Origin of the sequence: Desulfoscipio geothermicus DSM 3669 (assembly GCF_900115975.1) — a bacterium.
Taxonomy (GTDB): domain Bacteria; phylum Bacillota; class Desulfotomaculia; order Desulfotomaculales; family Desulfallaceae; genus Desulfoscipio; species Desulfoscipio geothermicus.
On record NZ_FOYM01000025.1, the window covers coordinates 33,068 to 53,843 of the forward strand.

Sequence of the window (20,776 nt, forward strand, 5' to 3'; positions counted from 1 at the left end):
CTGCCCGGTTACCTGGTTCCAGGTTCCCGGGTCCCTGAATTCCCGGAGCAGCATATCACCTTACGCTCCTTTCAATCCCTCGCTTTCTGGTCCGGGGCTTATTTTTAGCGGGCACCAGGGCCACTGTAGCGTAAATGTCATCAACGTTTAGCCTGAACAGGCGATTCCGACCGTCCGCTGCATCTGCCGCCAGGGTCTTTATAATTAACCAGATACCCGACGGCCTTGCCGCCCCGCACCAGTCCAAAACCATACCGTGCCGGACCTCCAAACAGCGGATCACGTCCCGTGCCAGGGTTACCCGGTTCACCGGGAGCCCGGGCCGCAGGACCATTACCACGGCCTTGGGTCGCTTATAATAAGTGAAGTAGGTTCCCTTTTGCCAGAAATCGCCGGCTGCAAGACTGGATGTTCTGGAATCAAAAAGCCCCACCCTGGCCATCCGCTGGACCAGCCTTTTTACCTGGTTCGGAGATCTTAGTACCCATGCCTTGACTCGTAAATAGTTATTGTTTTGCCTCATGGCACTCTTACTCATGGATCACCTCCTCGGAAGAATATTTTTTACTGGCTGAAGCCATGAGACTGCGGCGCACCGTATCTTCCGGCTGCTTTGTGGCCAGGGCCAGCAACCGGGCAACACCCTCATATGCGGCACGACTGTTTATAGTGCCGGCGCGTACCAGGGACCTATCCTCGGATACATAAATTTCACATGCCCGTATAACCTGGGCAGTGAGCGTTGTATGCTGCTCTTTGGCTTTTTTTCTGAGTTCTTTTACCAGTACGCGCGGAAGCTTGAAACTACATGATTCAGAACCCTTAAGACTCAATGTTAACTCCTCCTCGAATTGTAACCGTGCGGTTACACTGTTAATTTCGGTGCCCCAACCGGATGCCCGGGGCTATGTGTCCGGGAACCTGGAGCCGGGCGCCAGGGATCAGGAACCAGGAACACTAGGACCAGGTGCCAGGTACCCAGGCCAGGAACCCGGTACCCGGAGCCTCGGTTCCAGGGGTTCCATGGGCCGGGTTTCCGGGAAATTCCCGGGCCCGGTTTCCGGGGCCGGGTGCCAAGGCTAAACCATGGCCCGGGGCCATGGTTCCCTGGTGCCCGGGCCTGGGTTACCCGGCCTGGTCACCGGGTTGCCCGGGGTGCGTGACCAGGAACCGGGGCCAGGGGTTCCAGGGCCTGGTTTGCAGGGGCTGTAATACACTTTTGTGCATGTTTCTCAATTGGTTAGCTATATGAGTTGAAAAAGCTTGAAATACACTTGGATGCAGGCATAACGTGGTTTTGGCAAGTTGCTTATTTTTCGGCAGTAAGTTTTGTAATACACCCGGGGCCAGGCCGGGGCCGGGTTTTTCATGAGCCGCCAGCATGATTTACAATTTGCTGGCATGTCGGTAGACAGGCGCGACGGTAGGAGCGCGGGGGTGACCGGGGCGAAAAAATGTTTTATACCATTTACTGGTATTGATTGTTTTTTTATTGACGTAATGAGCTACATGGTAAAAGCCACCTCGGTGAACCTCTTTCGACACAAGACTGGAGGCTTTCCAGATGAAAACACCTGCTCTCCACTACCAAGAACAAGTGTTTTTAACTTTGTCATGGGATGAACTTAACCTCTGGCACCTTATCGGTCAAAGCCAACCCATACGCAATCACGTATCCCCCGTGGTCCCACCGTATATTTGACCCTGGCTATATAACCGGAGGCGAAGAACCGTGCATCTTTTGTTTCATGCACTACATGAAGTTTTCGCAGCACGTCTCGGCTTTCCGCCGTTATTCCCATGGCCCTGGCCAGAACTTTACCCTCGTGTCCCACCAGCACAGAGCCGTTTTTTTTGCTAATCCCCATAACATCAAGACTGGCATACCGGTAGTTCTTAATTTTCAACCAATCCCCGTATTTACCGGGCAAGTATTTCCCGTCTTTTCTTTTGGCCACAATCCCTTCAAGTTCCCACTGTTTTACGGCATTGAAAAGGGCCACCCCTTCCCCGTCGACCCAATCTGCCGGAATAATTTGATTCCGTGTTGTGATGGTCTTAACCAACAACTCCTTACGCTCGGCCAGGGGCAGCCGGGTAACATCACGCCCGTTCACCCTCAGGATATCCCATACCACATACTGCGCAGGTAGGGTGTTCACAATGACCCGGGTACGTCTTTGGCCGGCGTGATATCGTTCCATCACCGCATAAAAATCCGGCTTACCGCCGGTTAATACTACCAACTCGCCGTCCAGTACAGCTTCATCAGCGGACAATTCCGGTGACCAGAGTTCCGGAAAACGGCTGGTGCAATCTCTGCCTGTACGGCTTTGCAAGCGGACCTGATTCTTAGAAAAATGCATGACACAGCGAATCCCGTCCCATTTCACCTCAAAAACATGATCCGCTGAATCAAAAGGGGTATCGCAGGACCTTAGTTTCATGGTTTTAACGGGAAAGGAGAGCATGTTTAACCACCTAAAGCTAGTTTTGCCCGTGAGATGGAATGATACCCGCACAACTAAAGCAAAATTAAGCTCCGTGTAAAAAGATTAACTCATGTACAGCGTCTGAATTAATTTCTTTTTTCCGTCCCCAATTTTTTCTTTTTCCCCGGAGTTTAATTCATTTTGGCCATTTTGTTTCAGCAAATCCTCTTTTACTATCGTGTCAGTTATTGCCTCAACAAGCTTAAGATAGTTGCCCCTTACTTTGCCTTCTTTCTCCATGAAATTGGCCCGGCTTATTGCCCTTTGAACCTGTTCCGAAGTTGCGCCTGTATTTTTCATGATTTGACGAATAATTAACTTAGCCTGGTAATTATTGGCACCAGGCTGTTCTGTTGGTTGTACTGAGTTTTTTGTATTTGCAGATGGTCCATCCGTCCCTCCATCCATCGGTGTCATCCCGTTGTTTGGCACCGTTTTTGCTTTATAAGTAAGACTATCTATATAGATAGATGGATGGTTAGATGGATATATCTCTGTATAGTAATCTCTGTTAGTAGTCTCTGGTAATGCTTGGTGCATTTTGCCCATATGCATTGGTGCAAATTGCGCTTTTGCATTAGGGCATATTGCACTTTTGCAATTGATGCCACTACCATCTATCGCATTTGTGCAATTTGCACTTTTGCGTTGATGCCCTGTATCCTCTATTGCATTTGTGCAATTTGCACTTTTGCAATTATCTGGTTCCTGATCATCTTTTTCGGATACCAATTCCTCTAATTTTTTATAATTTATGCTGTACCATTTCGTGCGGTCCCTTCTGTCTTTGTTGAAATTGCCAACGATGAGAACCCCTGTATTTTCCAGCTTTGTAAAAGTTCTTTTAACTGTATCCAATGACCAAAAATCAAAATTGTTTTCATGCCATTCTTTTAAGGTGTTGAATGTCCAATATTTGCCATCTATATAATTTTGATTTTTTTTCTCGTTTATTTTAAGCCAGTAATGTACTTGTTGAATTACGATAGCCTCATTAAGACCTAACTTTCGGGCCAGCATCTTATCTACTACAATTGGTTGTTCGTCAAATAAAATCTTACTCATCGATCCAACACCTTTTTGCTTTTTCTGGCACTACCCTGTTTTGTATTTGCAGTATTTGCAGGCTGCTTAATGTCATTAAAATGCCCCCTTTTTTGGTTGCTGCTTAGGTGTAAGTGTGGTTTGCAATATTATACTTATAATTGCATAAATATACATTGCAGTTATCTGTAAAATAAAAAACCCTGCGATTTATGCAGAGATTTGTTGAAGATTATTCTTTTAAAACTTTGTTAAAATTTCATCAAGCGTATTTCGCAGAGAAATAATCTCTTGTCGGCAAATATCTTTTTCATTGGTATTTAATTTGTTTAATTTTTTTTCTAAATTGCTTAGTCTTTTATGTAACCGGTTAACGGTTTTTGTTAAAGGTGTTTCAACAGGTAAATTGGCCAGCATTTGCTCGGCAGCGCGCACTGCATCTTGACCGCTGATTTTTTCTTCTTTTATGCGTTGGAATAGTTCTTTCTGCAAATCAGGTCGCCTGTTTAATAATAATAAGGCTCGGGCGTGCATTTCGTTTAAATTTGCTTCGAAAAAAGTCTCCAGCATATGTTCCGGAAGTTTAAGGATGTTTAAATATCTATAAACCTGCATTCGACTAATTCCCAGCGAATTGGCCACGTCTGTAACCGTGCGGTTACAGTCATTTATCAAATACTCAATTCCCCTTGATTTCTCTAAAGCAGTCAAGTTTTCACGCTGCAGGTTCTCAACCAATGCCTCAAGCATTACCTGTTCTTCTGTAAGATTAGATGTAATGACACAGGGAATCTTATCCAATCCCGCTAGTTTAGAAGCCCTCCAGCGTCGTTCACCGGCTATAATCTCATATCTTCCCCCATCAACGGGGCGGACCCGTATTGGCTGGAGAAGTCCTCTTGACTTAATGCTTGCCGCCAATTCATTAATTTTTGCTTGATTGAAGTCCTTGCGTGGCTGAGAAATATTGGGATGAATTTTTTCCAGTTTAATTTCCTGGTATCGCACAGTGCCTTTAGTGTTTTCGTCAGAAAGAAACAGATCTACGACAAGACCGGTGCGTCCTTGATTCATAGTGCTGCGACCTCCTTGCATGTGTAGGTTAATAACTCCTTGGCAAGCGCAAGGTAGCCTTTTGCTCCGGTAGATTGTTTATCATAAAGGTTTACTGCTCTCCCCCGGGCTGCGGCCTCGATTAGTTTGCTGTTTATGCGAATTTCAGAAGAAAATACATGCTTTGCGTATTGTTCCTTTAATTTATGCAAATTAACGCGATCTTCCTTTCTGCGGTAATCAACCATGGTGGGGAGGACCATCCACTCTACCAGGTTTGGGTTGATTCTGGACTGAACTCTCTCGATTATTTCCAATAAATTACCCAGGCCTTTCAGGGCAAATGCCTGGGGTTGAGATGGAATTATCACCATGTCAGCACCAGCTAATGCATTTACCATTAATACACCCAAGCTGGGTGGGGTATCAATTAGAACAAAATCGTATTCTTGAATTACAGGTCTTGATAGCGCCGAACGCAATTGGCTTTCTCGTCCTATTTCGCCGAGAAGTTTAGCCTCGGCGCCGGCCAGCATAATACTGCTGGGCACAGCATCTAAACCATCAACACTTGTTTTAGTTATAACTTCTTCCAAGCTGGATTCATGCATGATTAATTCGTAAGCTCCCAGCTGATCTTCAGCTATCGGCAGCCCGATACCGGTAGTTAGATTGGCCTGTGGGTCCAGATCAACAACAAGTGTTTTTTGACCGGAGGTTGCCAAACTTGCGCCAAGATTAATTGCGGTTGTAGTTTTGCCCGTACCGCCTTTTTGATTGGATATTGCTATTATCTTCATGAAATCATACTCCTTTCTTTTGATGTAACCGTACGGTTACATCAAAACAAAAAAATTAAGCTTTATTGTTGTTTATGAATATTGCTAATTGCAGCGCTGACAAGTAGTTTTTCAATCTCGTGCCATTTTTTAAATCGAAACAGCTTGCTTGCAGTGATATCTCTGTTGTAAGGCCAATCTTTTAAAAAAACCAGTACTCCCGATCGCAAAAGCAATTGTGCAACCAAAGGGTCATCCTCAAAGAATGCATAAAAACTATTGGTGCAAGCTATTTCCGCTTTTTTATCCGAGGTTGTATAAACCACGGGGCCAAATGGGTACCCGTTTAATTCCAGCCAGCGGTGGGTTATAAAATTTGTAATCAGAGGTCTGCTTGTAACATAGACCAGTTGACCACCACTTCGCGATATAGCTGTTAAAATCTGAGCCGATACCGGAAATGCCTTTGTCCGGGCTAGTAGTTTCAAGCAGTTCTTTGTCTTGAAAAAATCAACCGGAACAGCGGGGTCGGGGTAGGATTCCATTTTAATGCCAAAACGCTTGATAAGCTCATGATTGGTATCTGCAATGGTATTATCAATATCCACTCCGATTAGCATTTTGCCAGCACTCCTTTCTCTGTTTTGGTAACCCATTTTTCAACCGGGCCGGGTTTCGAAAAATAGAAACCTTGAACTAGGTTGATGCCGGCACGCTTTACGCCTGCCAGTTGCATTTCTGTTTCCACGCCCTCGGCGATTACCTGACAGCCAAGTTTCCCGGCTAACTCAACCAGCATGTTGAGACCGGCCACGTAATGAGGCGCGGTTCCGTTTTTATGCTTTGTTATGCCTCTGATGAAAACCCGGTCAATTTTTATGTAATCGGCGGGCAGTTCACAAATATTGCTGAAATCCCGGTCCCCGGAACCGATATCATCGAGGGCAATTTTTATTCCTTTACTTCTAAGTTCCTGGATGATTGTCGCCAAATCGTCTCTATCTTTATCCCTCAATCCCGTTTCGGCCAATTCAAGTACCGTACGGTCCCGCAATTGTTCAATTTCATGCAATATTTCCTTGTAGTAGGCTATTACTGTCGAGGGGTTAAAGTTTAAAAAAATAAGTCCTGGCAAATAGCGGGCAGAATTTACTGCGTTTTTAAAACAGGCCATTTCCATCTCTTGTAACAGATTTGCCCGCATTGCAGCATGAAACAGGTTTTTGGGGGAATGATATGGACCCGGCCCGCGGGTAAGAGCTTCATAACCAATTATTTTTGTTGTTAATAAATCGTTAATGGGTTGAAAAACAGTATTGATTAGATTTTTTTTAATGACTTGTCTGAGTACATATCTGGAATTTTTCAAGTTATAATCCCCTTTCTTTTTAAATATAAAGACCGGATATACGACTCTATCCGATCTTTCAACTATCTCTCCCCTGCACTACCGTAAACCAATCCTCGTATATACTGCCCTGGGTTTGTATTACACCCGCCGCATAGGTCGGCGCATTAAGGGTTGCAATTCCGTCTGCGCCGGCATCCCCCGCAAGTTGCATTTCCACAATAGTACCGGTAGGACAAATTTCCAGGTTGGCATCTGTCCAAAAATCTATTTCCCAGCGGTTTACCTCATTACCATCCGGGTAATAGTTCAGAACCGGTGATTTTACTGTAGCCTTTTTGGTTAAATAGGGAAACTCGGCCTTGGTCAAAGGTAAAGTTACAGGTCCAATGCTGTCAACAAGTAGTTTTACCCTGGCTCCCGCTTTTACCTTGGGTAGATTTTCAGCGGCAGTACCCTTTTCGATAACTATATGTGTTGACGGGTCTGCCGGGTCGGGCGCTTCCTGCCCGGCAGGTGGCGACACAATCTCAGCTATCCTTGGCCGGTCGAAGGCTACCACGCAAAATTCAGCAGGTGGACACCATTCGCTTTCCAGGCCCGTAGAATCCCAAACTTTAATTTCGACCGTAAACTTATGCGTGCCGGAGCTCCATAACACTCCTGGCGTATCTCCTGTATTACTGGTGGGTATCTGATGAGAATTGTTGGAGCTTAAAACCTTACCGCTGTCATAAATCAATGTACCGTCGGATTTTCTTTTAACATGTATCTGGTAGGCCCCTTGCGGATCTCCGTCAGGGTCATTGTAATTCCATTCGATGGTAGGGGTGGACGTGGTAAAACACGAACCACCTCCGACGATCGGAACTGTAACCACAGGTTGGTCAGGCGGATTGCCGGCCTCCCATTTAACAGCTATCCCGCCACTTACCACAGGTGAAATAACCGGTGTTACGTTTATATCATTTGTTTCAAGCAAGACTTTCCACTGAATATTTCTTCCCGGGTTGGTATCGGCGTACAGCTCAGTCCTGGTATCATTTGACGTGTCGGGAGTACAAAGAGATGCGTCCCCTATTACCGTCCAGTTGGCCCCGTTATCGTCGGAAATTTCGGCCACCGTTCCCGCACCGGTTCCGCGCACACGCCACCTGGTCACCCAGTTTATGCCGTCTGCCGTTACGGACCACGTTGCAGATGTCCCGTCCGGGAGAGTGTGATATGCGCGTACTCTTACCTTTTCAGCGTTCCATCCCGGGTCCTGGGGCTTGGATATGGCTGTTTCAGACGCACTATAAAAGCCAAGGTTGTACCCGCTTACTGTAACGGAAAGGCTGGAATCATATACAAGACTTGAACCGTTCCAGCGGTAATACCTGTATTCGCTGCCATCTAAAACAACCCGGTCGAAAGTACCGGGCCGTAAGGCTACGCATTTTGGCTTACTCAATCCGGATGTAATACCCAGCATGGGTATTTCCTTCATACTGCCGGAAGCTATGTCAAAGCCCCATTCTTTCTGCTGGTTTTCTACTATGGCAGCAATTCTGAAACTTTCTCCGAGACTGACGTCTTTTAAATTGCTGATACCGGAGTTCAATGATAAATAGGCAACTTCAAGCATTGAAGTTCCGGTATACAAAAAAGCTCTGATTTTATCCCGTTCTCCAACGGCAATACCCCGCCTGTCCGGGTACATTGCCAGGTCTACGGGTTGGCTAAACGGACCGGCAGGTTCCATGGAGCTGTCTGGCTGCGTTGATAAACCGTTAAAGCTGTAAGCCTCAACCGCGTTACCTCTAAGGCCGGCCTTATCCGTCTCTCTGGCTCCTGCGGCAAATACATTGGCTAACCCGGATGCTGCCAGTGCAGGATTGTTAACCATCCCCGAACCGTCAAAAGAAAAGTGATAGCTGTTGTTTTTAGTGATTACAACCATTTCAGGATACGGTTCCACAGCTACTACGGCCAGCGGATTTTCCGGTAAATTTACGCTTAGAAATCCGTTTTCCACATATCTGCCGGAAGCCTGGTCATAGCTGTAATGAATTACTTTATTGGGTGCAAGGGCTGCAAAGTCCGGGCCTCCGTCCGGCCAAAAGGATACAGCGCTGGGCAGGTACTTGGGCAGGCGTATTTCATTATTTGAGGTATCTATTTCGGCTGTGGTATTTGATGCATCCAGCATTGTCGGTGTATCCGTTGAATTTATCCGGTACTCCCATGTAGGAGAAGCAGCGAATAATCCGGCCGGTTGTCCGGTTACCAACAACAAAACCATGAGTATAATCTTAACTGCACGCCACATTCAGTCACCTCCTGAAAAAAACAAAAACTCCCACTATGCGTTAGTGGGAGCTCAGCTCTTCAGTTTGAAAAATGTAAATGCCGTTTCCTCGATGTTGCCTTTATCCGGGTTTTCCGGGTTGTCGCTTACTTTAACAACAGCTGAATAGGGGCCTAACCTTTTAAGCCCGGTTATTGTTATTTTGTCTTCTTTAACCCACCGGCTGTCAAAGTTACCGCATATAACGCGATACCGGGGGTTATCAGAGACTTTATTTCCCCCTGTGATCACTACCGTAAAATCAGTCCCGGTAGTGCACGTGGCCCCGTCTTTACCCTGTGCTTTTATCTTTTGCGATATTGCGGCCGGAAAATAAACAGGTTGTTGGGTTATCTGATCCTCATTATCACTGTTTTTCATTAAAAGGTCGTTTGTCATATAACCTGCGCTGAACGCCCCGGCCAGCAGCAGAATACCTATTAATAATTTAGCCAGCCCAAATTTCAACTTCCAACCACTCCCCGACGGTTTTTGTTTTTATCGTGATTTTCTCACCGGTATTATTTCGGAACCGGTAATCAAGACTTGGCCAGGCTACGGCCGTATCACCCCGTTCTTTTCCGTATTCCACCGGTAGGCTGTGCGGGTGCTGTTCCACAACTTCAAGCCCGGCATTTTCAACAGCCCAATTCAATACCGTTGACGTGCGGCAGATGCCGCCGCCTATACCTTCGGCGTATTCAGGACCGTTGCCGGTGACAACGATCACCCGTGATACCCGGTATCCCTTTTCCGGGGTTCTTTCACCAACTGTCTCGTTGAATGAAAAAACCTCACCGGGCAAAACTATAGTTTCGTTTAGTGCAGCGCCGGCCAATACAGCGTTGTAACCACCGTTTCCGTTACCGGTTTGGATGCGGGCAATGCCCAGTAACCGCTGTTCTCCTGCAACGGGAACTGCCTTGTTGATTTTTCCCCCGGTCCGCCAAATCAACACCGGTACACTTTCAACCGGTGGAGTTTCCCGGTAAATGTAATATTCGCCTTTAATCCCGTTGGCTTTTAATTTTTGCTCAATGTACTCCCTGTCATTAGTACCTTTTAGAAAAACTGCTACCAGATATGGCCTTTTATCCGGCTGATATTTGGCATATTCTTTGAGTGCCTGATCGCAGTGGGCACACCACCAGGCAAATAACAGAGCAGGTTTTTGGGATATATCTATCTGTGTTGTAATGCCATGGCTGTTCTCCACCGTCAAGATTTTACCAGTATCAACCTGACCTGGTTTTTCTGCTTCATCAACCTGATCTACCATCGCTGACGGTTCTGTTTCCTGTATTAATGCCCCGGATTCTTCATGCTTAACTTCTGCGCTGGCTACATGAGAATCAATAGGAATCTCAATACTGGCAGGGTTTAAAGCAAATACAATTAGTGCAACCATAAACACTGCTTTGCCCGGGCCGAAAACAAGATATTTATTTTGCTGTTGTGGTTTTTCCATGACGTATAAAATTAGCAAAACAATTTCAGCACCTAAAAATGCAATACATATTGGGCAAAGTAAATTGGTGATTTTATAGCCATTAACTATTAAAAAAAAGTGGAATAGTATGCCATTTATCAGTAACGCTATAACTGCCCAATTCTTGTTAAACCAGGTAGTTAAGATACCGGCTATGGAATAATAAACCGCCCCCCACAGAAACCAGGAACGGTTTAAAAAGCCTATGTCTAATTGACTGCACAGGCCCGTGCAGACGGTTAAGTCAATGTGCCACAGAATGAGTGACAAAGAAGCCATGGCAATAAATAAAATTGCTGTCAAGAAATATCACCTTCTTTAACTCACCCGCCGGGAAGCCTTTGCCTTTCGCATCACGGGGTAATATAATGCAACCTGACCGCTATCCAGCGGCTTATATTCACCTGGTCCGTGCCAACGGCCCTGTTCAGATCAGCGTTTACCACGGCAATAACACCCGGCTTGTCAAGCGTGGTCTTGATTGTGCCGCTGCTGTCTATATTAATGTCGGTGTCAGTTACCACAAATGAAGTTGGATTGCCGGCGGGATTTAGCGCGGAACTGGTAAGCGAACCTCCGCTGAAAACATACTTGCGTGCCAATTCAGCCCCGCTTGTAGAGAAAGTATCATCGACATTGTAAATTATTACAGTGTAATCAGGTTGTTTTATTGCTGAACCGTTCAAAGGCGTAAGGTCCGTTTCATTCAGGCCCAGGTTTCTGGCCAACTCCTGCCGGAATATGGCGTGGGCGTTGGCCGTATGTATTCTCGGAGTACCGTTGGCCTGGCTATCCTCCGTAACCTGCTGTGCCGCTGCTCGGGCAGCGATTTCAACCGCTTTTTGCACATCGACGTCATAAGTGGTAACGCTCTGAGTTGTTGTAACCGAATAAACTGTCGCAAATATAAGCAGTGGCAAAAAGATTATTAACAGTATCAAGGGACTTAACCCTCTTTGGTCCCTTAAAATATCAAGGATTAACTCTTTCACTCAGCTCTTTGCCCCCCACGGTTATGGTTGTTTCCCCGCCGGCGCCGCCTAATAGCTGCATGAAATTGAAAGGTTGGGGATCGGGCTTGCAGGTGATTTGCAGCATAAGTTCGCTGGATACGGGGTCGGAACTCCTTAATATGCGGTTATCGCCGTTTGATTCTTTGGCTGTTGCTATAATGTCCGTGCTCGGGTTTTGAATAGGGCATTTGATATTATTGAAATCGGCGATAAGGCTGTTTTCGTCCTGTGTTGTCAGGTAGCCCTCCAGCCTCATGCGGGCCAGGTACTTGTGCAGGATGCTTTCCGCCATCTGGTGTTTGGCCTGGAACACAAAGGTATCAATCGGCTGCATTAAAAGGAAGATCATCAAGGTAAATCCTACTAATAAGCCAATTAACGTATTTCCGTTTTCATTTTTTATAATCTCTAGTACCCCGAATTTCCTATGTCTTTTAAGTGTGATATTATATTCGTAAATGTTTGGCCCGTCGCGCCTTTCAGAATCCCTACTATCGCCACCCCTGCTGTTATGGCAAATATAATTTGGACCACGGTTGTGATCAAGCTGGCGGCACCCGATCCGGTGTTGTCCAGCCAGAATTTTTTCAGGTTTTTTAACATGCAACTACACCACCCCTGTTATATTGATGATAAGGTATATAATAAACGGCACGCCTATAAACGGGCCGTAAATTTTCTCTACAGGCTCGGCCATCTTATACTTTTCAAGCTTATAGCGCGTCCAAAATTCTCTGGCATAAGTTATTGGATTGTATGCTTTTTTCAATATAGCGAAGTGTACGAGTTCCATAATGCTTGAACAAAAAAAGTACAGAGGGATTAAAACAGCCATATTGTTAATGCCCGCAAAAGTACCCACGGCGATGATAAGTTTTAGATCACCTCCACCCATTTTCACAGAAAAACGGTAGATCAGCAGGAGATATATTAAAAGAAAGAAGATACCTCCCATAAGGGCAGCGCCCAGACCTACAACCCCCCCTTTTATCGTGTTATAAATAACTCCCAACGTGAAAATCGTTACCGTGCACCACAGGGGCATTATTTTAGTTCGCACATCGTAATAGCACCCCAGGGCAATCAGTACAGCAACAGCTAAATAAAAACCATAATCCAGGTAGTATTCCATTATTTGAACCCCCTCTTTGAATATCTTCACAAAAAAAGAGCCCGTTACTTTATTCAAGTAACGAGCTCTTTTTAGGGAGGGAGAGGATTCTTAAGGAGATATGTTTATAACAGTCTGGCCGGTTTTGGCTGCCAGCACCTTTATGGCGGTATATAGTATAGCTAATACGACAGCCGATCCCGTCAGGGCAGCTATGGAAGATACAAGCGTAGAAATGGTCCAGCTACCGCTGTTATCCTTTAAAATTTCTCTAAGTTTTTCTTTCACGCGCATTTTACCAAACCCCTTAATTTTTGAGAGTGACGGTATCAACACTGCGGTTACCGTCATTAAGAGTAAAGGTTTCATCGGTTGCACTTGTGCCGGTTACACCGCTGGCATCCACGCTAAAAGATCCCAGATCAGTAGCGATGTCGGAGGCTGTATGTTTCGCTGCAGTGATGCCAATGGCGGTTGTTACACCGGCAAGGGTTAAAGCGCCGATTACCCAGCCAACGTTTTCAGTAGTGATTTGAAAGCCGCTGTTGTCATTCCAGGCCCTTTTAACTGCATTTTTGAATTTTCTCCATTTATTCATGTAAAAGTCCTCCTCTTTACTTTAAAATTTGAGATGCGTTAAACATTGACAATGAATTCAATACATGTCTTCCCAGGGTATACAGCACCATGATAACACCTGCACCCGCCGGTAAAAATAAAACCAGCTGCCTGTATAGGGGCCTTACTGCAATGTCGGTTTTATAGATGGTTTTCCTGGTGTTTTCCATTCTCACCCCCTCTGATGCAGTAATGTGATTGTGTCCGCCGGACGAAAGTGTTTGGAGAAAGACAGACGCAAGCATCCCGGCTTCGTTGAAATCCATTTCTTTTTCCATTTCCAGTACGGCTTCCTTGGCTTTGTACGGATACTGCTTCAGAAACTTTTCCACCGCCGGCCGCAGCGTGTCCAGCGCCGGGAGAATTTTTTCCAGTATGTTTGGTAAGTTTTCTCCCGTTTCACTGTATACATTGATTGCGTCATAAATAAAAATAGCTTCCTTGAGTTTTTTTAACCTTACCCCCTTCTTGCGTTGTTTTTGGTAAAAAGAATAAAAAAAAGCACCGGCACCTGCACCACTGCTGAAACCATATATTTTAAGCGTTGTACCGGGCATAATCAGGGCTCCAATGATACCCGCCCCAAAAACCAGGGCGGACATTTTAATAAGGTCCCTGTTGTTTTGTAGATTCTCATTCAGTTTTTTCAGCCTTAAGACCGGTTCCAGCGATTGTTGCTGCTGCTGTCTGTAAAGCCTTTTTAAGCTTATTCTGCCTGTTATTTTTTCATAGAGGGCTTCGGCTCCGCGTATTGCCAGCAAAGCAGCTCCCGCAAAAGCGAGACCGATTCCTCCGGTTGTTAGTATTACCGGGATAATTTCTTGCCAGATCAATCTGAAACATCACCCCACAAACGATCGGCGATTATGCCGATAACCACGGACAGAAAGATGGCCGTTACTATAATCTTGCCGATCGGGTCATCTGTCAGGTATTTCTTTGCATCAGGCGCAATTCTTACGGTTAAAAATGCCATAATTATTATACCGATGTGCAGAATTATCGCAGTAAACCTGCTTGCCGCGACATCGGGCGTATTTTCATTCTGCAGCTCCTGCATGGTATCAATTTGGCCGGCCAGGCGGGTGAATCTCGGCAGTACGATTGTCCCGTACTTGTACGCATCCAGCATCAAGTCTTTTAGAAGTGTTGCATATCCCGTTCCGGCAGCTTTAGGGATTTCTTCAAATGCTTTGTCTGACTCAATGCCGTGATCGAGCATCTGGGTTATCTTAATAAACAAACTTCTGGCCGGTTCCGGGGAACGATCGGCTACCGCGTCCAGGGCCAGTCTGAAGCTGCCGGTGTCTTCCATGACGGAACCGAATATCCTTGCCACCGCCGGCAGCTGGTTGTTTATTTCCCGCCGGTCTTTGGTGGTAGCGTAAGTAAAAATTTGAATAAAGATCAGTATCACGGCGGCTATGCATACGATACCGGCACCAAAATTGTTTAAATAGGTCACACAAAGGCTAAAGCCTATCAGTGATGTAAAAATGGCTAATACAATAAATATTGCATTTCGCAATAGGTGTTCGGGTATTAGCCACTTTATTTTTTTTGTAACTATATCGAGGTCAATAGCTTTCTTACTTTGCAGGCCCAGGGCGGCTTGTAATTGTGCCGGCGGTCGGGACCGGATAGCTGTTATTTTATTTTTCAAACGGGGCCTGAGATGGCTTATGCCGCCACAAACAAGGTCAACGACCGTTTTCCCCAGGTACATTGCGGTAACGCCAACGGCAACAGACGTTAAGGCTGCAAGCGTGTATCGAAAGTAAATGCTATGCAAGAAATGATTGGCAATAGGCATTAAGTTTTCTAATTGCTGCATTCTACCGCCTCAATCTCTTTTATCGGGATGCCGTTGCGTTGGAGTTTATTTTTTATGGAAGCCGTTATCGGATAATGCTCCCAGTGCCCTTTGCAGTAATCATCCTGCGATCCATGCCAAACTACAATGTCATTAAGCTGCAGATTCCCTTTTTCATCAATGTATGGTTCTGCTATGTGTTCCACTTTTTTAACGCCCCGTTCAGGATCGGTATACATTTGAATGATGATGTCAAAAGCCTGTATAACCCAGCGCAGCGCCATTTCGATGGTCATTACCGAAGAGCGACTTTCCTCTGCATATGTCAAAGCCATGTTATATAGTGCCTGGCGTATGTCCCTGCTGTGGTACGTGGAAAAATTACCTGTTTGACCGCGAATGCCGGACTTAATAGCGCCGCGCAGTTCCGTTATGCCGAGAATTTCACCAAATATGATACGCACCGGTGAAATTTGAAGGGTTGTCTCGAATAAAGTATCCATAGAAATTCCAATACCCTTTTGTTCTTCCAATTCGATTATGTTCCAGCCCGGATAGTGTTCAAGCAGTCGCAATTCGGAATCTACTTCTATGACAACTGCCCGTAGTTCCGGTTTCCCATGTCCGAACAATTCACGTATGAGTGTTGTTTTACCGGAGTTAACCGGGCCGGAGATTAAAATATTAAGTCTACCACGGGAAGAAAGGGCCAGTTTATCATAGGTCAAGCCGTCCATGGTACCGTTTTTGATAAGGTTTTCCCGGGAAATCAAAAATGTCCCGTGTTTTCTGATTGATACGGTGTATTTTTTTGTAACCGGCGGGCCGGTTATGGTGACCCTTGATCCATCAAATGCCCTGACTGTCCTGATTATAGGGTTTCGTTCCGTTAAGTCGCCCCGGGTGGAACGGATTAGCCGCTTGATTAACTGAAAAAGGTCTTCTTGCGATGGGAAAGTTATGTTTTCTTTCGTGTAAATACCGCGTCGAATTGAATAGACTATGTCAGTGCCGATAATTTGCACTTCATCCACTGTGGGATCGTTGTATATTTCTTCTATAGGCCCCAGGCCCCATGTATAGCGGCATATGTGTTCCGCCACATCATCAGGTGTCATGTCAGGTACAATGATTTCGTACTTTTTCAGAAAATCAATTATCTTTTCCTTTAACGCCCGGCGCGAATCGCGGCATCCTCCCATGCAGCATTTTTCCAGCTCGTTTGTTTTTATAATTTCTTCTTGAGTCTGTATTGAGGGTTCGGAAAGCAAGTTTCTTATTATCTTCATGGCTTCCGGCAGGGATTTTTCCCCCACCCTGATTTCATAGTCTTTAGTTTCTTTTGTTTTTTTGATTAGATTTAAAGCAGTCGCCATAAAATCACCTTTCTACTGATTGTTATCTGAAGGTTTTTCAGGTGTCGTTTTTTCAGGCGGTTTTACCGGTGAAGTTGTTTCCGGTTTTGTTACGTTCTGTTCTTTTTTAGGATTGGTATTCCCCGCCGGCTTAACTTCGCCAACCTGTGTGATGAGTATGTGCCCGCCGTTAAGTGGTCTGGTAAATTCATAGCTTTCCTGACGTTTAACTTTGAGCATGATATATTTGGGTGGTCTTTCCCTGCCGGTTATCCCCTGCACGGCTGCCTGGGCCACGGCAACAGGTTCAATCATCGACTTGCCGTTTTCGTCCATTACTGCCACCACTACGGCGTTTTCGGCCAACAAAACAGGCGGTTTTTCAGAGTCTTCGGTGTAGATTACGTCTACTATCATGTTCCGGCATATGTTCCCGCCTAAAATCTGCTCCAGGTTGTCGGCTTTTACGGTGACAAATACTTCACCCGGATTGAGTACCTGGATGTCGGGTTTGAGTTTGTTTTTTAGTATTAGTTCTCCCGGGTAAAGATCGGTGACAGCGGCCTTACCTATTATTTTGTGAGGGTTAATCATTACGTCTGCGCCAAGCGCTGCCTTGATGTATTTTTTTTCGGTCAGGTCAGATGGCTGTATTACAGTGTTGGCGGTGATTTTATGCGCCGGTACCGGGATACTAACCATCTCCTGGTTTTCAGCCACCCACTGTTTTTGGTACTGAAGAGAGCCAATAGCTGTAGCCAGGCCAATAATAATAACAATCAAAGTTTTCCAGGGTATTTTAAGTTTAATGAGATATCACTCCTTTCAAAAGTTGCTCTAAATAAAAAAACTCCGGTTATGCTACCGGAGGTTAAATCAAATTTTAAAGAAAGTATATGAAGTTTGTGCCACATTTCCGTTATCCGGTGACGATGGATTGTCGCTTACTTTTATTGTTGCTGTTTTTGCCCCAGTTGATAAACCAGTTATTGTTATAGTGTTGCTGGAAGTCCAACCGCTGTCGAAACCCCCACAGGTTACGCGATAGCGAAGGTTCCCGGCCGGCCCGTTATCAGAGGCGGTTATCACTACGGTAAATGAGGTTCCTGTTGTGCATGTGGCCCCGTTCTGGCCTTCAACTTTGGTTATGACAGGTGCTATTGTATCAGTTCCGGTATTTTGGTAAGCTACATAGGCCCAGTAAGCGGCTGAATTGCCGTTGTAAATAGTCTGATCAGCTGCAGCTGTTGCCTTGGTTGCTGCGGTATCTGCGGAAACCTTGGCTGCATCAGCCGCTGTTTTGGCCTGGCTTACATCTGTAGCAATTCCGGGAAGTTGCGTATTACGTATATAGGCTGTATTATTGGCGGCAGTATTTGCTTTGTCACGGGCCTCTTTGGACAGGGTGGCTGCGGACTTGCCTTCGGTGCTATCCCATACACGGGAAGATGCTGTAGCGGCGTTATTCTTGGCTGCATATGCGTTTGAGTTAGCAGCATTTGCTTTATCGTAAGTTGCTGCGAGGGATTTGCCGCCATTTGAGGAACCGTTAAGCATGTTAACTGCGTTTGCAGCATTTGTATTAGCTGAATTGGCTTTTGTGTAACTGTTGTAGCTCCAATAACCAGAAGTGTTACCATTGTAATATGACCTTGCTGCCGCTGTGTCTGCGGAAGATTTTGCGGCATTGGCGGCATTAGCGGCGTTGGTGGCGTTCGTAGCAGCAGTATTAGTAGCGTTTATTATAGAATTATAAGTCTCTTTTGAGGGCACATATCCACCCGACCAAAAAGTTACTGATCCAGTAAAATAATAATACTCTAATGTATTATAATCGTTTTTTTCACGCGACCAAAAATATACGCTTGGTACTATTTTTAGTTTCACATAGCTTTCTTGAAATACTTTTTCAAAGTTCCTTGACTCACCTTCATTTTCCCATCCATTCCAGTTAATACTACAGCTTTCTCCTAGAGATCCATCATTTCTTACGCCATAAAAAGTTAAATAAAACACGTAATCCCCATCCACAAGACCAAAATCCCATCTTGTATCCTTTAATATAGATAGACCAGAAATTTTCATAAAACTTTTTCCATCAGGGCTATTAATTAAAATAGGAGGTAAATCTACTGCTTGTGGAGCATATAATTTGCAATAGGGCCAATCGCTCTTTGAAAAAGATCTATTACCTATTTCACTGTAAATATATGTTTCTGCAAAAGCACTTATTGGAAAATTAAACAGCAAATAAATGCTAAAAAATATTGTAAATAACTTAGTATGTTTATTCATTAAACTTTCCTCCTAAATTTTTTCTATTACCGTTAATCTTTGCGTACCACACGAGAAAACTATTAAATCATTGGCTATCACCCCCTTAAAAAGAAAAACTCCGTGTTTTTACGGAGTTTCTAAAGCTACACTTGATTATTATCGGCGGCATTTTCATATTAATGTATTGCTATATACATACATAGGATGCAACTTCCCGGCCCCTCTCACACCTCTCTCATAGAACCACCCCCATAAAAAATGCTGGCATTGGTGCCAGCGTAAGGGCTGTTTTATTCATTTAGTATCTCTAACTTAAACTTAGTACCGCTTTCCTTGTCGTAGAAAGTTATGTCTTTAAAAATAGCCGCACATTTAACGGCTGTTTTGAAAGACATATTAACTTTTCCTTTTTCGGCCCGCAAAAGGTGAAATTCTGAAATGCCAATTTTCTCGCATAGCTGTTTTTGTGTTAATCCGGCATATTTTCTTTTTGCTGCTAAGTCTAATGGAATTATGGACATATATTCCCTTCTTTCATTGACATGCTTTGTCATGTTTTAGTATAATTTGCCTAACCAAATAAAGAGATTAAATTTCTTAATAATTTTTAACAGAAGTAGGGTCTATGGGATAACTTTCAATAATTAAATCAGGCCTATTGTATATTGTTGATTGTGCAGGAATTTTTGCAACAATTAGTGTTATTTCAATTAATGTGATTAATGTAATTATTAACATAATAATATATTTTAGTAGCGATTTTGTTTCTTTAATGTGCCTCATAATTATTTACCCCCTATAAGGCGTGTGATTTTATTAATGAATAAATATAAATTTGGCTTAACGAGAAAACTTTTTTTAAATTTAATTATCTATAAAAACTTTATCATTTTATTATTGTCCTTTATTATTTATTTATTTTTATCTTGCCTAGTTTTGTATTATTATAATTTTTTAAACAATTATTTTCTTGGCTTAATAAAAATATATATATTTATTTTAGTGATATCTGTTTTAACTTTAATAAATTTAATAATATATTTCAAATTAAAACTTAAGAAATCTATACATATTTTAGCAATTTCTAATACAATGTTAACCTTTGCCATAATTACTGCCTGTTTAATATACTTAAATGCGCCTAAAAAAGATAATTTTTCTTTTCTTGAATCGCATTATCATCAAACATCAATTCATGAATGCGGTCATGTTATAGTTTCTGAAATTCTTTCACCGGGTAGTATAGAAAGAGTCGTTCTTATTACCCCGGAAAGGGCGATGTGGTTATCTCTTTTTAAGAGAAACGAGGGTGGCATAACGTATTATAAAGATATTATTAAGGAATTGCCAAAGTTATCTTCTTTTGAGATACATATATGTCGGTCACTTGGAGGGCTTGCAGCAACAAATGTATTTTTCCCTGAGGATAAATACGCTGGTGCCTTAGCGGATATTAATCAGGCAAAGGATTTAATAATAGCAATTGTTAATAACGGAATAAGTGAATTTGGTGTTGCCACTTGGGATGTATTAACTGATAGACAGAAATCCACACTAACTAATAAAATAATGGATGAACAGTATAATAGGGCTGTTAAGATAGTATTATCTAACAAAAAAAGTAATTGAAAAAATGGCCCAAGAATTGGTTAAGTCAAAATCCATGTCTGGCGATGAAGTTAGAGCCATTATTGCCAAATACCATCGTGGAGAAGCCTCCGGGCTTGTCCCGGAGGAGGTTGTGCGGGCGGCAGCCCGCACTGGATGTCGGACACCCTGCCGAGAGGCAGGGCAGGCCGGCGCTGCGCAAGTGGCAAGCGCGGCAAAGGGTACATCTAGCGCGCTCCCGTGAGGGACGTGACGGAGGAGAGAGGGGTAACCGAGAGGTCCCTATCCGAAGTGTGCAGGTTGAAAGCGCAACGCTGAATGCCAAAGCGGCGGGGTGAGTTGGGGACGCTGCGACCTCTGCGGAACCCAAAACCTGCGCTACGGTGAGGCTAGTGAGACACCCTAATGGGGAAACCCGGGGCAAACTGAGTAGGCTGAACCTACGGG

Annotated in this window: 25 protein-coding genes; 2 read left to right on the plus strand and 23 right to left on the minus strand. The window is 44.3% G+C overall.

Going from position 1 to position 20,776, the window contains the following annotated elements:
* Window positions 1–55: 55 nt before the first annotated feature.
* The 23 genes from BM299_RS14090 to BM299_RS14210 all read right to left on the minus strand — a co-directional run bounded on the left by BM299_RS14090 (window position 56) and on the right by BM299_RS14210 (window position 19,504).
* Entirely contained in the window at window positions 56–538 is a 483-nt protein-coding gene (locus tag BM299_RS14090) for a hypothetical protein (protein ID WP_092485640.1), read from the minus strand.
* Window positions 531–833 carry a hypothetical protein gene (locus BM299_RS14095; protein WP_092485643.1) on the minus strand — a complete coding sequence of 101 codons (303 nt, stop codon included), beginning with the start codon at window positions 831–833 and terminating at the stop codon, window positions 531–533. Before BM299_RS14095 ends, BM299_RS14090 begins: the two co-directional genes overlap by 8 nt.
* 807 nt (window positions 834–1,640) lie before the next feature.
* Entirely contained in the window at window positions 1,641–2,471 is an 831-nt protein-coding gene (locus tag BM299_RS14105) for an ATP-dependent DNA ligase (RefSeq protein WP_092485649.1), read from the minus strand.
* An 84-nt stretch (window positions 2,472–2,555) separates the two neighbouring features.
* The gene (locus BM299_RS14110) at window positions 2,556–3,557 is read right to left on the minus strand and encodes a hypothetical protein (RefSeq protein WP_092485652.1); all 1,002 of its coding nucleotides are present in this window, start codon (window positions 3,555–3,557) and stop codon (window positions 2,556–2,558) included.
* A gap of 219 nt (window positions 3,558–3,776) precedes the next feature.
* Window positions 3,777–4,610 carry a ParB/RepB/Spo0J family partition protein gene (locus BM299_RS14115; RefSeq protein WP_165608344.1) on the minus strand — a complete coding sequence of 278 codons (834 nt, stop codon included), beginning with the start codon at window positions 4,608–4,610 and terminating at the stop codon, window positions 3,777–3,779.
* Window positions 4,607–5,389 carry a ParA family protein gene (locus tag BM299_RS14120; protein WP_092485658.1) on the minus strand — a complete coding sequence of 261 codons (783 nt, stop codon included), beginning with the start codon at window positions 5,387–5,389 and terminating at the stop codon, window positions 4,607–4,609. Before BM299_RS14120 ends, BM299_RS14115 begins: the two co-directional genes overlap by 4 nt.
* 62 nt (window positions 5,390–5,451) lie before the next feature.
* On the minus strand, window positions 5,452–5,988 hold the full coding sequence (locus tag BM299_RS14125) for an HAD family hydrolase (protein WP_092485661.1): 537 nt from the start codon (window positions 5,986–5,988) through the stop codon (window positions 5,452–5,454).
* On the minus strand, window positions 5,982–6,737 hold the full coding sequence (locus BM299_RS14130) for an EAL domain-containing protein (RefSeq protein WP_165608345.1): 756 nt from the start codon (window positions 6,735–6,737) through the stop codon (window positions 5,982–5,984). Before BM299_RS14130 ends, BM299_RS14125 begins: the two co-directional genes overlap by 7 nt.
* Before the next feature lie 58 nt (window positions 6,738–6,795).
* A complete protein-coding gene (locus tag BM299_RS14135; RefSeq protein ID WP_092485667.1) occupies window positions 6,796–9,027 on the minus strand; it encodes a glycoside hydrolase family 78 protein in 2,232 nt (743 codons plus the stop codon).
* 51 nt (window positions 9,028–9,078) lie between these two features.
* Complete coding sequence (locus BM299_RS14140) at window positions 9,079–9,513, minus strand: hypothetical protein (RefSeq protein WP_092485670.1); 435 nt, start codon at window positions 9,511–9,513, stop codon at window positions 9,079–9,081.
* Window positions 9,494–10,531 carry a VanW family protein gene (locus BM299_RS14145; RefSeq protein ID WP_165608346.1) on the minus strand — a complete coding sequence of 346 codons (1,038 nt, stop codon included), beginning with the start codon at window positions 10,529–10,531 and terminating at the stop codon, window positions 9,494–9,496. The genes BM299_RS14140 and BM299_RS14145 overlap by 20 nt, the downstream gene beginning before the upstream one ends.
* A 356-nt stretch (window positions 10,532–10,887) precedes the next feature.
* Window positions 10,888–11,475 (minus strand): hypothetical protein, encoded by a 588-nt coding sequence (locus BM299_RS14150; RefSeq protein WP_131820658.1) that lies wholly within the window; start codon window positions 11,473–11,475, stop codon window positions 10,888–10,890.
* A gap of 31 nt (window positions 11,476–11,506) precedes the next feature.
* Window positions 11,507–11,896 carry a hypothetical protein gene (locus BM299_RS14155; RefSeq protein WP_092485679.1) on the minus strand — a complete coding sequence of 130 codons (390 nt, stop codon included), beginning with the start codon at window positions 11,894–11,896 and terminating at the stop codon, window positions 11,507–11,509.
* Between the two features lie 258 nt (window positions 11,897–12,154).
* Window positions 12,155–12,679: a prepilin peptidase gene (locus BM299_RS14165; RefSeq protein WP_092485685.1), complete on the minus strand. Its 525-nt coding sequence runs from the start codon at window positions 12,677–12,679 to the stop codon at window positions 12,155–12,157.
* 90 nt (window positions 12,680–12,769) lie between these two features.
* Window positions 12,770–12,952 (minus strand): hypothetical protein, encoded by a 183-nt coding sequence (locus BM299_RS14170; protein ID WP_092485688.1) that lies wholly within the window; start codon window positions 12,950–12,952, stop codon window positions 12,770–12,772.
* A 13-nt stretch (window positions 12,953–12,965) separates the two neighbouring features.
* Entirely contained in the window at window positions 12,966–13,256 is a 291-nt protein-coding gene (locus BM299_RS14175; RefSeq protein WP_092485691.1) for a hypothetical protein, read from the minus strand.
* Between the two features lie 16 nt (window positions 13,257–13,272).
* Entirely contained in the window at window positions 13,273–14,109 is an 837-nt protein-coding gene (locus tag BM299_RS14180) for a hypothetical protein (protein ID WP_092485694.1), read from the minus strand.
* Window positions 14,106–15,002: a type II secretion system F family protein gene (locus BM299_RS14185; protein ID WP_092485697.1), complete on the minus strand. Its 897-nt coding sequence runs from the start codon at window positions 15,000–15,002 to the stop codon at window positions 14,106–14,108. The genes BM299_RS14180 and BM299_RS14185 overlap by 4 nt, the downstream gene beginning before the upstream one ends.
* Window positions 15,003–15,097: 95 nt before the next feature.
* Complete coding sequence (locus BM299_RS14190) at window positions 15,098–16,465, minus strand: ATPase, T2SS/T4P/T4SS family (RefSeq protein ID WP_092485701.1); 1,368 nt, start codon at window positions 16,463–16,465, stop codon at window positions 15,098–15,100.
* Between the two features lie 12 nt (window positions 16,466–16,477).
* Window positions 16,478–17,227 (minus strand): SAF domain-containing protein, encoded by a 750-nt coding sequence (locus BM299_RS14195; protein ID WP_092485704.1) that lies wholly within the window; start codon window positions 17,225–17,227, stop codon window positions 16,478–16,480.
* A gap of 93 nt (window positions 17,228–17,320) precedes the next feature.
* Complete coding sequence (locus tag BM299_RS14200; protein WP_092485707.1) at window positions 17,321–18,739, minus strand: hypothetical protein; 1,419 nt, start codon at window positions 18,737–18,739, stop codon at window positions 17,321–17,323.
* Between the two features lie 272 nt (window positions 18,740–19,011).
* Window positions 19,012–19,242, minus strand: coding sequence for a helix-turn-helix transcriptional regulator (locus BM299_RS14205; RefSeq protein WP_114340134.1), 231 nt, complete (start codon window positions 19,240–19,242; stop codon window positions 19,012–19,014).
* Between the two features lie 76 nt (window positions 19,243–19,318).
* Window positions 19,319–19,504, minus strand: coding sequence for a hypothetical protein (locus BM299_RS14210; RefSeq protein WP_092485712.1), 186 nt, complete (start codon window positions 19,502–19,504; stop codon window positions 19,319–19,321).
* A gap of 36 nt (window positions 19,505–19,540) precedes the next feature.
* Here BM299_RS14210 and BM299_RS18930 point away from each other — a divergent pair, with 36 nt between their 5' ends.
* On the plus strand, window positions 19,541–20,350 hold the full coding sequence (locus BM299_RS18930) for a M41 family metallopeptidase (protein WP_114340135.1): 810 nt from the start codon (window positions 19,541–19,543) through the stop codon (window positions 20,348–20,350).
* A gap of 110 nt (window positions 20,351–20,460) precedes the next feature.
* Entirely contained in the window at window positions 20,461–20,667 is a 207-nt protein-coding gene (locus tag BM299_RS14220; RefSeq protein ID WP_092485718.1) for a hypothetical protein, read from the plus strand.
* Window positions 20,668–20,776: the final 109 nt, after the last annotated feature.